The 12,335-nt window shown below is 68.6% G+C and carries 14 protein-coding genes; 13 read left to right on the top strand and 1 reads right to left on the bottom strand.

The annotated features are described in order from the left end of the window. The first annotated feature begins 363 nt into the window (after positions 1–363). The 5 genes from U4012_RS06980 to U4012_RS06960 all read left to right on the top strand — a co-directional run bounded on the left by U4012_RS06980 (position 364) and on the right by U4012_RS06960 (position 3,960). Positions 364–1,170, top strand: coding sequence for a transporter substrate-binding domain-containing protein (locus U4012_RS06980; protein ID WP_321797211.1), 807 nt, complete (start codon positions 364–366; stop codon positions 1,168–1,170). 89 nt (positions 1,171–1,259) lie between these two features. Continuing rightward, positions 1,260–1,946 carry an amino acid ABC transporter permease gene (locus U4012_RS06975; protein ID WP_044846547.1) on the top strand — a complete coding sequence of 229 codons (687 nt, stop codon included), beginning with the start codon at positions 1,260–1,262 and terminating at the stop codon, positions 1,944–1,946. After that, positions 1,943–2,593: an amino acid ABC transporter permease gene (locus U4012_RS06970; RefSeq protein ID WP_321797208.1), complete on the top strand. Its 651-nt coding sequence runs from the start codon at positions 1,943–1,945 to the stop codon at positions 2,591–2,593. Before U4012_RS06975 ends, U4012_RS06970 begins: the two co-directional genes overlap by 4 nt. After that, on the top strand, positions 2,580–3,329 hold the full coding sequence (locus U4012_RS06965; protein WP_044846549.1) for an amino acid ABC transporter ATP-binding protein: 750 nt from the start codon (positions 2,580–2,582) through the stop codon (positions 3,327–3,329). The genes U4012_RS06970 and U4012_RS06965 overlap by 14 nt, the downstream gene beginning before the upstream one ends. A 73-nt stretch (positions 3,330–3,402) precedes the next feature. Next, the gene (locus tag U4012_RS06960) at positions 3,403–3,960 is read left to right on the top strand and encodes a GNAT family N-acetyltransferase (protein WP_321797206.1); all 558 of its coding nucleotides are present in this window, start codon (positions 3,403–3,405) and stop codon (positions 3,958–3,960) included. Positions 3,961–3,991: 31 nt separating this feature from the next. Here U4012_RS06960 and U4012_RS06955 read toward each other — a convergent pair whose 3' ends face one another. After that, entirely contained in the window at positions 3,992–4,870 is an 879-nt protein-coding gene (locus U4012_RS06955; RefSeq protein ID WP_321797204.1) for a LysR substrate-binding domain-containing protein, read from the bottom strand. Positions 4,871–4,996: 126 nt separating this feature from the next. Here U4012_RS06955 and argH point away from each other — a divergent pair, with 126 nt between their 5' ends. The 8 genes from argH (at position 4,997) to U4012_RS06915 (ending at position 12,307) form a co-directional block, all read left to right on the top strand. Further along, positions 4,997–6,430, top strand: a complete 1,434-nt coding sequence (gene argH, locus U4012_RS06950; protein ID WP_124485911.1) for an argininosuccinate lyase — start codon at positions 4,997–4,999, stop codon at positions 6,428–6,430. Next, on the top strand, positions 6,424–7,317 hold the full coding sequence (locus tag U4012_RS06945; protein ID WP_321797202.1) for an amino acid ABC transporter permease: 894 nt from the start codon (positions 6,424–6,426) through the stop codon (positions 7,315–7,317). Before argH ends, U4012_RS06945 begins: the two co-directional genes overlap by 7 nt. Continuing rightward, a complete protein-coding gene (locus tag U4012_RS06940; protein WP_415750358.1) occupies positions 7,314–8,117 on the top strand; it encodes an amino acid ABC transporter ATP-binding protein in 804 nt (267 codons plus the stop codon). The genes U4012_RS06945 and U4012_RS06940 overlap by 4 nt, the downstream gene beginning before the upstream one ends. Before the next feature lie 108 nt (positions 8,118–8,225). Continuing rightward, positions 8,226–9,059, top strand: coding sequence for an ABC transporter substrate-binding protein (locus tag U4012_RS06935; RefSeq protein ID WP_124485914.1), 834 nt, complete (start codon positions 8,226–8,228; stop codon positions 9,057–9,059). A gap of 7 nt (positions 9,060–9,066) precedes the next feature. Continuing rightward, positions 9,067–9,957: a polysaccharide deacetylase gene (locus U4012_RS06930; RefSeq protein ID WP_321797197.1), complete on the top strand. Its 891-nt coding sequence runs from the start codon at positions 9,067–9,069 to the stop codon at positions 9,955–9,957. Next, positions 9,954–10,571 carry a polysaccharide deacetylase family protein gene (locus tag U4012_RS06925; protein ID WP_321797195.1) on the top strand — a complete coding sequence of 206 codons (618 nt, stop codon included), beginning with the start codon at positions 9,954–9,956 and terminating at the stop codon, positions 10,569–10,571. The genes U4012_RS06930 and U4012_RS06925 overlap by 4 nt, the downstream gene beginning before the upstream one ends. A gap of 24 nt (positions 10,572–10,595) precedes the next feature. Next, positions 10,596–10,862: a hypothetical protein gene (locus U4012_RS06920; RefSeq protein ID WP_321797193.1), complete on the top strand. Its 267-nt coding sequence runs from the start codon at positions 10,596–10,598 to the stop codon at positions 10,860–10,862. Continuing rightward, positions 10,859–12,307 (top strand): MmgE/PrpD family protein, encoded by a 1,449-nt coding sequence (locus U4012_RS06915; RefSeq protein WP_321797191.1) that lies wholly within the window; start codon positions 10,859–10,861, stop codon positions 12,305–12,307. The genes U4012_RS06920 and U4012_RS06915 overlap by 4 nt, the downstream gene beginning before the upstream one ends. Positions 12,308–12,335: the final 28 nt, after the last annotated feature.

Below are 12,335 nucleotides of genomic sequence, written 5' to 3'. Positions count from 1 at the left end.
TCCGACGATTACCGGGTTTCCCCTTGATCTGTGTCACTTGGGCGGGGATGCGTTTCGAGGGGCTGCTCGCTTGACGCGCGTGCCCGATCAATGCCCAGGAACCGGCATGCGCCCCCAAGCACCGGCCCCGCTTCGCGGAATGAACCGGTTAGGTAATTTGGTGCGCCGGCGCGCGCTGCGAGGGCAGCCGCTGGCGCCGGTGCCGGCCCACGCACCGAAATGGGGAATGCGGTGCGCCGGAATTTCCATCGAGTGCCGGTACGGCAAGCGTTTCGCACCGGTGGCCCGGTTTTTGCTGGAGTACCCGCGGCCGCGCAACGGTTGCGCGCTGCCCGACGACATACCAGACAAGGAAGATTCACCGTGAGCCCGACGACTCGACCGTTCCCCCGACGCACCTGGCTGGCTGCGCTGATCGCCGCCCCCGTGATGGCGCTGTTGGCTGCTGCGCCGGCGCATGCCGACGCGCTCGACACCATCGCGAAAAACGGCGCGCTGCGCGTCGCGGTGCCCGAAGACTATCCGCCGTTCGGCTCGGTCGGCACGGACATGCAGCCGCAGGGCTACGACATCGACATGGCCGAACTCCTCGCCAAGTCGCTCGGCGTGAAACTGAAGCTCGTACCCGTGAACAGTGCGAACCGGATTCCGTACCTGACGACCAACAAGGTCGACATGGTGATCTCGTCGCTCGGCAGGACACCTGAGCGCGAGAAGGTCATCGACTTCTCGAGCGCGTACGCACCGTATTTCCAGGGCGTGTTCGGGCCGGCCGACGTGAAGGTCAGCGCGCCCGCCGACCTGAACGGCAAGACGGTCGGCGCCACCCGCGGCGCGCTCGAGGAGATCGCGCTGTCGCAGCTCGCACCGAACGCGACGATCAAGCGCTTCGAGGACAACAACGCTACGATCCAGGCGTTCCTGTCGGGGCAAGTGCAACTGATCGCGGCCGGCAACATCGTCGCGGCGGCGATTCTCGCGAAGAATCCGCCGCGCCGGCCCGAGGTCAAGTTCGTGATCAAGAATTCGCCGTGCTTCGTCGGCGTCAACAAGAACGAACCGCGCCTGCTCGCGAAGATCGACGACACGATCGCCCATGCGAAGCAGGACGGCACGCTGGGCGCGATGTCGAAGAAGTGGCTCGGCCAGCCGTTGCCGGCCGGACTGTGACGAATCGCAGTGTCGCCTGATACATCGCCGCGGCCGGCATCGCCGGCGCGGCGGGTGTCGTTGTCCGAACCCGACTTTACTCAATCGTCATGAGCTACCAGCTTCAATTCGGCGAGCTCGCCGAATACGCCGGCGTGTTCGCGAGCGGCGCGGCGATCACGCTCGCGCTCACCGCGGTCGCGACCGTACTCGGCGTGGCGCTCGGCGTGCTCGGCGCGGCCGCGTACAGCGCCGACGCGCGCGCGGCCGTGCGGCTGCGCCCGCTGATCGGCGCGTACGTCGAGGCGATCCGCAACACGCCGTTCGTCGTCCAGCTGTTCTTCATCTTCTTCGGCTTGCCCGCGCTCGGCGTGCACATCGACGAATACACGGCCGCGATCCTCGCGATGACGCTCAATCTCGGCGCGTACTCGGTCGAGATCGTGCGCGCGGGCGTCGCCGCCGTCCCGAAAGGGCATCTGGAGGCGGCGTCCGCGCTTGCGATGTCGCGCGCGCAGATGCTGCGCCACGTCGTGCTGCCGCAGGCGCTCGCCAAGGTGTTTCCGGCGCTGTCGAGCCAGATCGTGATCACGATGCTCGGCTCGGCGGTCGTGTCGCAGATCTCGGTGGCCGACCTGACCTATGCGGCCGGCTACATTCAGTCGCGCAACTTCCGCGCGTTCGAGACGTACTTCGTCATCGCGCTCGCGTATCTGGCGATGGCGCTGCTGCTGCGTGCCACGCTCGGCTCGATGGGGCGCCGCCTGTTCTCCCGTCGCGTGCGAGGTGCGCGATGATCGAATTCACGTTCGGGCAGATTCTCGCGAACCTGCTGCTGGCCGCGCGCTGGACGATCGTACTGTCGATCGTGTCGTTCCTGTCCGGCGGCGTCGTCGGTCTCGGGCTGCTCGTGATGCGCGTGTCGAGCTCCACGCTGCTGCGCGGCATCGCGAAGCTGTACATCGAGATATTCCAGGGCACTCCGTTGCTGATGCAACTGTTCATCGTGTTCTTCGGCCTGCCGCTCGTCGGGCTCGACGTGCCGCCGTGGATCGCGGCCACCGCAGGGCTCACGTTCTTCACCAGCGCGTATCTCGCGGAGATCTGGCGCGGCTGCGTCGAGGCCGTGCCGAAAGGGCAGTGGGAGGCGTCGGCGAGCCTGGCCATGAGCTACGTCGAGCAGTTGCGTCACGTGATCCTGCCGCAGGCCGCGCGCATCGCGATCGCACCGACGGTCGGCTTCGGCGTGCAGGCCGTGAAGGATACGGCACTCGTGTCGATCATCGGCTTCACCGAGCTGACGAAGGTCGGCATCGCGATCTCGAACGCGACGTTCCGGCCGTTCGTCGTGTACGGCCTCGTCGCGCTGATCTATTTCGCGCTCTGTTATCCGCTTACCCGTTATGCGCGCACGTTGCAAAGGAGATGGCATGCCGCTCGTTGAAACCCGTGGTCTCGAAAAGAACTTCGGCACCCATCATGTGCTCAAGGGCATCGATTTCTCCGTCGAGCGCGGGCAGGTCGTCTCGATCATCGGCCGCAGCGGCTCGGGCAAGAGCACGCTGCTGCGCACGCTCAACGGACTCGAGAGCATCGACGCGGGCACGATCTCGATCGACGGCGAACGCGTCGATGCGCGGCACGCGGACCTGCGTGCGCTGCGGCTGAAGGTCGGCATGGTGTTCCAGCAGTACAACCTGTTTCCGCACCTGAGCGCCGGGCAGAACGTGATGCTCGCGCAGTCGGTCGTGAAAAAGTCGCATCGCCAGCAGGCGCGCGCGATCGCGGAACTGATGCTCGAGCGCGTCGGCCTCGGCGACAAGTTCGACGCGTTTCCGGAACAGCTGTCGGGCGGTCAGCAGCAGCGCGTCGCGATCGCGCGTGCGCTCGCGATGAAGCCGAGCGTGCTGCTGTGCGACGAAATCACGTCCGCGCTCGATCCCGAGCTCGTCGGCGAGGTGCTGGGCGTCGTCGCGCAGCTTGCGCGCGAGGACATGACGTTGATCATGGTCACGCACGAGATGAACTTCGCGCGGGCGGTGAGCGACCGGATCGTGTTCATGCACCAGGGCAGGGTGTGGGAGAGCGGGACGGCCGAAGAGATTTTCGAGCGGCCGCAGACGGTGGAGCTGACGCGGTTTCTGGGCAGCGTCCGGAACACGGAAGCGGTTGCGCGCTGATTCGCGACGCCCGCGGGGTGCTGACACGGTCGCCCCGATCGTCGACAATCCGGCTCGTGCGCCGCGCCCGCGTGTGCCAAGCCAGCCGAGAGAGTCTTCCATGTCCGTAATATCCGTCAGGTCTGCCCACCTCGACGATGCGCAGGCGATCGCCGATTTTCACGTCAAGGTCTGGCGGCATACCTATCGCGATCTCGCGCCGGCGCAGGCGCACGCCGTCCTCGACGAGCGCCATCGCGGCAGGACATGGCGCGAAAAGCTGGCGTCGAACGCGGGCGACCAATTGGTGCTCGTGGCGGAAACCGACGGCACGATCGTCGGCATCGGCGCGGCCGGCGCGCCGTCGGAGCCGATCTTCGGCGGCCGTGGCGAGATCAAGTTCCTGTATGTCGATCCCGGGTTCAAGCGTCGCGGCATCGGCCGCACGCTGCTCGCCCGGCTCGCAACGCATCTGCAAACGATGCGGTACCAGGGCGCGGCGTTGAGCGTCGTCAAGGGAAACGACGCCGCGATCGCCTTTTACGCGTCGTTGAACGGCCGGCTGGCCGGCGAGTACGTCGACGCGGGGCCGATCTGGCGATCGCAGAACATCGTGATGGTGTGGGACGACCTGACGAGTCTCGTTTCCTGACTTCCCGCCTCGTCGCAAACACGTGCGCGCATCACGCGACGCGCGCGCGCAGCCACGCCGTGAACGCAGTCACGAGCGGCGCCTCGGTCATCTCGTGACGCGCGACGAGATAGTACGCATGGCGTGACGGCACGGTTTCGCTGAAGGGCCGCACGAGCGTGCCGTCGATCAGGTCGTCGCGCACCGACAGGCTGTCGCCGAGTGCGACGCCCTGGCCATGCACCGCGGCTTCGACACCGATGTGCGCGTTGCCGATCTCGAGGATGCGGATGCCCGGCAGCCGGTCGGCTTTCGCTTCGGCCAGCCAGCGCATCCACGAGCCCGCATGCTCGCAGAACAGCGTGCGCCCCGCGAGATCCTGCACCTTGCGGATCGCATCGGGCCCGTTCATCAACGCCGGGCTCACGACCGGGAACAGCGCCGGATGCGCGAGCAGCTCGACCGCCCGGTTGCGCCAGTTGCCTTCCCCGTAGCGGATGCAGACGTCGACGTCCGGCGAATAGACCTCGCGATCGTCGTTCGACGGAATCACCTTCAGGTGGATGCCCGGATAACGCTCGACAAAGTCGCCGATATGCCGGGCAAGCCAGCGCGACGTCAGCGACAGCGGCGTCGACACGACGAGATCGCCGGCGGCCACCGGCGAATCGAGCCTGACGGCGGCGTTCGCGATCAGGTCGAACGCGGCGCCGACCGGTTCCAGCAACGCCTCGCCTTGCGGCGTGAGCTTCACGCGGGCCTTTGATCTGACGAATAGCGCGACGCCGAGCGTGCTCTCGAGAATGCGAATCTGGTGGCTGACCGCGCTCGCGGTGACGTGCAGTTCATCCGCGGCCGCCGACACGCTGCCGCGCCGCGCAGCGGCTTCAAACGCACGAAGAGGATTCAGCGGCGGCAGGCGATTGCGCATCGGGAGGCTCGTCGGACGCGACGATGCTGAGAAAAATTTCATTAAAGCGGATTCAATTTCTCGCTACAACAAAAAAAATTGAATGCCTACAGTAGGGGCAATCCAACCGAGTCGAGGTCGACCGCAATGAGCCTTACCGAACCGATCGAGCGCCTGTGGGGTGGCCGCTTCCAGTCGAAACCGTCGAACGCGCTGCAGGACCTGTCGCGCTCCGATCCGAGTTTCTTCCGCCTCGTGCCGTACGACCTGGCAGGCTCCCGCGCGCATGCGCGCGAATTGAACCGCGCCGGCATCGTGAACGACGACGAGCTCGCGCAACTGCTGACCGCGATGGACGGCATCGCGCGCGACTACGCGGCCGGCGCGATCGCGCCGTCGCTCACCGACGAGGACGTGCACACCTTCCTCGAGCGCGTGCTCACGCAGCGGCTGCCGGCGCTGGGCGGCAAGCTGCGCGCCGGGCGCTCGCGCAACGACCAGGCGGCGAACGACCTGCGCCTGTACCTGCGCGACAAGGCGCGCGCGCTCGTGCGCGGCGTGCTCGACCTGCAGGACGCGCTGGTCGGCCAGGCGAGCCGGCACGTCGACACGGTGACCGCCGGATTCACCCATCTGCAGCCGGCGCAGCCGATCGTGTTCGGCCATCAGTTGCTCGCGCATGCGCAGTCGCTGTACCGCGACGCCGACCGGCTGGTCGACTGGGACCGCCGCACCGCGCGTTCGCCGCTCGGTGCGGCCGCGCTCGCCGGCTCGGCCATCTGCGTGCGGCCCGAGCTGTCCGCGCAGGAGCTCGGTTACGACGCGCCCTGCGAGAACTCGATCGATGCGGTGGCCGCGCGCGATCACGTCGCCGAATTCGTGTTCGTCACGAGCATGCTGGCCGTGAATCTGTCGCGCCTGTCGGAAGAGGTGATCCTGTGGACGTCGCGGCAATTCCGCTGGGTGGAACTCGACGACGGCTACGCGACGGGCAGCTCGATCATGCCGCAGAAGAAGAACCCGGACATCGCGGAACTCACGCGCGGCAAGGCGGGGCGCCTGATCGGCAACCTGACGGGGCTGCTGGCGACGCTGAAGTCGCTGCCGCTCGCGTACAACCGCGATCTCGCGGAAGACAAGATCGCGGCGTTCGATTCGATCGATACGCTCGAGCTCGTGCTGCCCGCGATGGCGGGAATGATCCGCACGATGCGCGTGAACGTCGACGAGATGCGTCGCCAGGCGCCGCTCGGCTTCACGCTCGCGACCGAGGTCGCGGACTGGCTCGCGTTGACGGGCGTACCGTTCAGCGAAGCGCACGAGATCACCGGCACGCTCGTGCGCGCGTGCGAGCGGGACGGCATCGAGCTCGCCGATGCGAGCGCCGAACAGCTGCAGGCCGTCGACACGCGCCTCGCCCCGGCGGTGCGCGCGCATCTGACGCTCGACGCGGCCGTCGCGGCCCGCGGCGGTGCGGGCGGCACGTCTCCCGCGCGCGTGCGCGAGCAGATCGGCCGCCTGAGCGCCGCGATCGAACGCCAGGCCGCGTGGGCCGCCGACTACCGGGGGCCGTCATGCTGAGCGCCTCCGATTCGAGCCGGCTCGACGGCGCATCGGGGCCGGCCGCCCGCGCCGCGGACGATATCGCCGGGCTGGTGCGCGTGCGCCGGCGCTACTGGGGCCGCTATGTCGCGTCGATCGCGATCGTTGCCGCGCTCGCCTATGTGGCGTTCGCGTTCGCGCGCGGACAGATCGAATGGCGCGTCGTCGGCCAGTTCCTGACCGCGCGCTCGATCCTGACGGGGCTCGGCAACACGATCGTGATGACCGTCCTCGCGATGACGCTCGGCATCGTGCTCGGCGTCGCGACCGCGGTGATGCGGCTGTCGTCGAACCCGGTGCTCGGCGCGATCGCGCAGGGCTACATCTGGCTGTTTCGCGGCACGCCGGTGATCCTGCAACTGCTGCTGTGGTTCAACCTCGCGCTGGTGTTCCCGACGCTCGGTATCCCGGGGATCGCGGAATTCCGCACCGTCGACGTGATGACGCCGTTCCTCGCGGCGGTGCTCGGACTCGGCATCAACCAGGGCGCGTATACGTCGGAAGTCGTGCGCGCCGGACTGCTGTCGGTCGACACCGGCCAGTACGAGGCCGCCAAATCGATCGGCATGGCACGCCTGCAGGCGCTGCGCCGGATCATCCTGCCGCAGGCGATGCGCGTGATCGTGCCGCCGATCGGCAACGAGCTGATCGGCATGGTCAAGCTGACCTCGCTCGCGAGCGTCGTCCAGTACGCGGAGATGCTGCACAACGCGCAGAACATCTACTACGCGAACGCTCGCGTGATCGAGCTGCTGATCGTCGCCGGCATCTGGTATCTCGCGGTCGTCACCGTGCTGTCGCTTGCGCAGGCGCGCGTCGAACGGCGCTTCGCGCGCGGCGCGGGCCGGGCGGCGGGCCGCAAATGAACGACACGATCCAACCCCATCGGGAGAACGTCATGACGAACGCAGTGGTTCGCGCGATAGACGTACGCAAGTCGTACGGCGATTTCCAGGCGCTGCACGGCATCACGCTCGACGTCGTGCAGGGTGAAGTGCTGTGCATCATCGGACCGTCGGGTTCGGGCAAGAGCACCTTCCTGCGCTGCATCAACCAGCTGGAGACGATCAGCGCCGGTGCGCTGTGGGTCAACGGCGAGCTGGCCGGCTACCGGCGTGCCGGCGACCGCCTGCACGAGCTGTCGGAGCGCCAGGTCGCGCGGCAGCGGCTCGCGACCAGCATGGTGTTCCAGCGCTTCAACCTGTTTCCGCACAAGACCGCGCTCGAGAACGTGATCGAGGGCCCGGTACAGGTGCTCAAGCGCCGCCGCGCGCAAGCGCTGGAAGAAGGGCGCGCGCTGCTCGCGCGCGTCGGGCTCGGCCACAAGTGCGACGCGTTCCCCGTCGAGCTGTCGGGCGGCCAGCAGCAGCGCGTCGCCATCGCGCGGGCGCTCGCGATGCATCCGCAACTGATCCTGTTCGACGAACCGACGTCGGCGCTCGATCCCGAACTCGTCGGGGACGTGCTGGCCGTGATGCGCGATCTCGCGAAGAGCGGGATGACGATGATCGTCGTCACGCACGAGCTCGGCTTCGCGCGCGAGGTCGCCGATCGCGTCGTCTTCATGGATGGCGGCCGGATCGTCGAGAGCGGACCGCCCGACCAGGTGCTGTCCGCGCCGACGCAGGCGCGCACCCGCGACTTCATCTCGGCCGTGATTGCCTGAACGGACCGGGCGCACCGCACCGCGGCGCCCGATCGAGCGAACCGTCGACGAGACGGGCAACGCAGCCCTGCAGTACCCATTACACCACCACGACAAGGCGACATCCCCATGAAAGCATCCGTCCTGACCCGCACGCTGGCCGCTGTCGCATTCGGCGCGCTCGCGCTCCATGCGTCGTTCGCGGTCGCCCAGGCCGCGAACGCGAAGCGCACGCTGAACGTCGCGATCGTGCCGAACTATCCGCCGTTCGAATACAAGGATCCGGCGACCGACAAGCTCGCGGGCTTCGACGTCGATCTCGGCGAGGCGCTCGCCGCGAAGATGGGCGCGAAGCTGAACTGGGTGGAGACGAGCTTCGACCAGATGATGAGCGCGGTCGCGACGCAGCGCGTCGACATGATCCTGTCCGGCATGACCGACCTGCCGACGCGCCGCGACGCGGTGACGTTCGTCGACTACATCGAGACGGGCCCGCAGTTCTACGTGCTGAAGACGCGCGCCGGCGAGTTCGCGCAGATGAACGCGCTGTGCGGCAAGCGCGTCGGGTCGAGCCGGCGCACGTCGTTCCCCGACAACACGACCGCGTGGAGCGCGGAGAACTGCGTGAAGGCCGGCAAGCCGGCGATCGTCGTCGTCGGCACCGACGGCTCGTCGGACGCGCGCATGCAGTTGCGCCAGAACCGCATCGACGCGGCCGTGCAGGGCGGCGAGACGCTGCCGTACCAGAACAGCCTCGAGCAGAACGCGTACGCACCGGTCGGCAAGCCGTTCCTGTCGCAATACACGGGCATCGGCGTCGCGAAGAGCAATACCGCGCTGAGCAGTGCGCTGACGACGGCGCTCAACCAGATGATCGCGGACGGGTCGTATCACAAGCTGCTCGCGAAATGGGGGCTGCAGGAACACGCGGTCGCGAAGGCGACGATCAACGGCACGCACTGAGCGCGCGATGACTGACCTGGCTCCCCGCTGGCCGCACGCGCGGCGCGCGTGTGTCGCGCTCGCGTTCGACCTCGACGGCCCGACCGGCGACGCGATGCTGAACGGATCGATCTGGCGCAACCCCGCGTATTTCACGCTCGGCAGCTACGGGCCGTGGCGCGCGCTCGGCCGGCTGCTCGACGTGCTCGCGTCGTTCGACCTGCCCGCGACGTTCTTCGTACCCGCATGGATCGCGCGGACGTGGCCCGCGCAATGCGCGGCAATCGTCGAGCGCGGCCACGAGATCGGTTATCACGGTTACCGGCACGAAGCGTTCTGGACGCTCGAACCCGCGCGGCAGCGCGAGATCATGGCACAGTCGGCCGACGTCTTCGCGCGCACGCTCGGGGTGCGGCCGGTCGGATTCCGCACGCCGTCCGGCGACTGGAGCGCGGCGACGCTGGGCGTGCTGCGCGAAGCCGGGGTGCGCTATTCGAGCTCGATGCGCGGCGACGACCGTCCGTACCTGCTGCCCGGCGCCGACGGCGAGCCGCCGCTCGTCGAGATTCCCGGCCGCTGGGAGACCGACGATTACGCGTCGCTCGCGTATCACCGCAACCCCGACTATCCGGCCGGACTCGACCGGATCGCCGGCTACGATGCGACGCTCGACAACTGGACACGCGAATTCGACGGCGTCTATCGCGAAGGGCTGTGCCTGACGACCCTGCTGCATCCGAAAGTCTGCGGCAAGCCGGGGCGCCTCGCGTTACTCGAAGCGTGGTTCGAACACATGCGCGCGCAGGACGGCGTCTGGTTCGCGCGCTGTCGTGACGTGGCCGACTGGTGGCTCGCGCAGCACGCGCACGGCAGGCAAACGACGCAATCGACGCAATCGACGCAACGGAGCAGCCCGTGACGACACTTCCAGCCTGGCCGGGCGGCGCGCGCTGCGCGGTCGCGATCACGGTCGATTTCAACGACATACACGGCATCGAGACGCGCGAGCCGCGCATCGTCGGCCGCGAGAAATCGCTGTCGGCATGGCGCTACGGCGCGACGCGCGGCGTCGATCGGCTGCTCGCGGCCTTCGACGAATTCAGCGTGCCGACGAGCTGGTTCGTGCCCGGCCGCGTCGCGCAAACGCATGGCGCTGCCGTGCGCGCGATCGCGGCCGCCGGGCATGAGCTCGGCGTGAGCGGCTATCGCTGCGAAGACTTCGACGTGCTGCCGCTCGCCGCGCAGATCGACGCGTGCCGTATCGGGCGCACGGCGCTCGCGGACACGATCGGCCGCGACGTGGAAGGTTTTCGCTCGTTCACCGGCAACTGGGCCGACGGCTTCGCGGACTGGCTCGTCGCGGAAGGCTTCACGTGGTCGTCGTCGTGGCGCGGCGACGATCTGCCGTACGTGCATCCGCGCGGCAAAGATCGCGCGGACGGCGCCCGGCTCGTCGAGCTGCCGCTGCACTACGAGCTCGAGGACGAGCCTTACTTCGAGTTCAACCTGTCGCCACCCGTGCCGGCCGGCTAGCCGCGCATCGCCGCGTACCGCGACGTGCTCGACAACTGGCGGCGCGACGTCGACGGGTTTCGCCGCTTCGGGCTCTGCTGCGTGCTGCGCCTGCATCCGGAGATCATCGGCACCGCGGGGCGCATCGACTTGCTGCGCGCGTTGCTTGCGCATCTGCGTGACGCGGGCGACGTCTGGTTCGCGACCGGGCGCGACATCGCACGCTGGTGGCGTGCCCGGGTGCCCGGCAATCCGCCGGGCCATCCGGTCGACGTATTCGCGCATTGCGTGGCGGAGGCGTCGGCGCGATGAAGACGGTGACGCAAACGCGCGCCACGCGGCTTGCGACGTTCGTCGCGCAGACGGCCGCCGACGCAATGCCGGACGACGTGGTCTCGAAAGCGAAGCGTCATGTGCTCGACACGTTCGGGGCGGCGCTGGCCGGTACGTTCGCCGTCGAGACCTGCAGTGCGCGGGCGCTGACCGGCACGGTCGGGGATGGCGGCGCGACGCTGTGGGGCACCCGGCGGGCCGCGGGCGCGCGCGATGCGGCGTTCGTGAACGGGATCGCCGCACACGCGCTCGAGCTCGACGATTCCGGCGGCTGCGATCATTCGGGCGCGGTCGTGCTGCCGGCCGTGCTGGCCGCGCTGTCGTGCGCGGGCCGCCCGGTGGCCGGCCGGGAATGCGTGGCGGCGGTCGTGCTCGGCTACGACGTCGGCCGGCGCGTGCTCGAGGCGGCCGGCGGGTACTCCGCCCACAACGGTGCCGGCTGGCACTCGACGCTCAGTTGCGGCGTGTTCGGCGCGGCGGCAGCGAGCGCGCGCGTGTTCGGACTCGACGCCGCGCGCACGCGCGACGCGCTCGGCCATGCGGCGAGTTTCTCCGGCGGCTTGTGGGGCTTCATCCACGACGGTTCGCAGACGAAGCGGCTGCATGCCGGGCGGGCGGCGGAGGGCGGCGTGCTCGCGGCGCTGCTCGCGCGCGAAGGCGTGAGCGGCCCCGCGCAGGTGTTCGACGACGTGTGGGGCGGCTTCTTCAGCGCGTTCGCCGCGCAATCGCAGGTGCCCGACGCATTGACCGACGGCCTCGGCGCGCACTGGAAGGTGATGCGCTGCTCGATCAAGCCGCACGCGTCGTGCCGCAGCGCGCACGCCGCGGTCGACGCGGCGCTGCAGCTTGCGGACGGGCGCACCTTCGAAGCCGGCGAGATCGAGCGGGTGGTCGTGCGCGCGAGCGCATTCGTCGCCCGGATGTGCGGCGGCTGCGAGCTGTCGACGCTGTCGTCGGCGCAGATGAGTCTCGCGTACGCGGTGGCAGCGGCCCTTGCGTTCGGCGACACGGGAATCGACGCTTATCGCGATGACAGGCGCACCGATGCGCGCATCACGGCGCTGCTCGCACGCATCGCGATCGAGGTCGATCCGGCGCTCGGCGATCTCGACGAGCCGACCGTGATCCTGCATCGCGCGGACGGACGGCGGGAATCGCGTCACGTGCCGATCGCGCTCGGCGACCCGCGCAATCCGCTGTCCGACGCGGCGCTGCTGGCGAAGTTTCGGGCGCTGGCCGGCATGGCGCTCGAGCAGCGTGCGCAGATCGATGCGTTGAGTGAAACGTGCCTGTCGCTGGAGCGGTTGACGGACGCGCGGGTGTTGAACGCGTTGCTCGCGACGGACGGAGGCGCTTCGCTTGACACGCCGAAATCATCTCCGTCATCGAAGGCATTGCATTCCAGACCAACATCCCGTCGCTGACACGGCGGCCGGCCGTTCGCGAGCCGAG

It is taken from the genome of Burkholderia sp. BCC1988 (assembly GCF_905339895.1).
In the GTDB taxonomy this organism is placed as follows: domain Bacteria; phylum Pseudomonadota; class Gammaproteobacteria; order Burkholderiales; family Burkholderiaceae; genus Burkholderia.
The sequence above is the reverse complement of the archived record's forward strand: the minus strand, read 5'-3'. Positions and strand labels throughout refer to the sequence as shown.

Excerpts from the sequence above, each read along its gene's own strand:
- U4012_RS06930 (WP_321797197.1), top strand. The coding sequence starts at position 9,067 with ATGACTGACCTGGCTCCCCGCTGGCCGCACGCGCGGCGCGCGTGTGTC.
- U4012_RS06915 (WP_321797191.1), top strand. The coding sequence starts at position 10,859 with ATGAAGACGGTGACGCAAACGCGCGCCACGCGGCTTGCGACGTTCGTC.
- U4012_RS06965 (WP_044846549.1), top strand. The coding sequence starts at position 2,580 with ATGCCGCTCGTTGAAACCCGTGGTCTCGAAAAGAACTTCGGCACCCAT.
- U4012_RS06975 (WP_044846547.1), top strand. The coding sequence starts at position 1,260 with ATGAGCTACCAGCTTCAATTCGGCGAGCTCGCCGAATACGCCGGCGTG.
- U4012_RS06945 (WP_321797202.1), top strand. The coding sequence starts at position 6,424 with ATGCTGAGCGCCTCCGATTCGAGCCGGCTCGACGGCGCATCGGGGCCG.
- U4012_RS06955 (WP_321797204.1), bottom strand. The coding sequence starts at position 4,870 with ATGCGCAATCGCCTGCCGCCGCTGAATCCTCTTCGTGCGTTTGAAGCC.
- argH (WP_124485911.1), top strand. The coding sequence starts at position 4,997 with ATGAGCCTTACCGAACCGATCGAGCGCCTGTGGGGTGGCCGCTTCCAG.
- U4012_RS06940 (WP_415750358.1), top strand. The coding sequence starts at position 7,314 with ATGAACGACACGATCCAACCCCATCGGGAGAACGTCATGACGAACGCA.
- U4012_RS06970 (WP_321797208.1), top strand. The coding sequence starts at position 1,943 with ATGATCGAATTCACGTTCGGGCAGATTCTCGCGAACCTGCTGCTGGCC.
- U4012_RS06935 (WP_124485914.1), top strand. The coding sequence starts at position 8,226 with ATGAAAGCATCCGTCCTGACCCGCACGCTGGCCGCTGTCGCATTCGGC.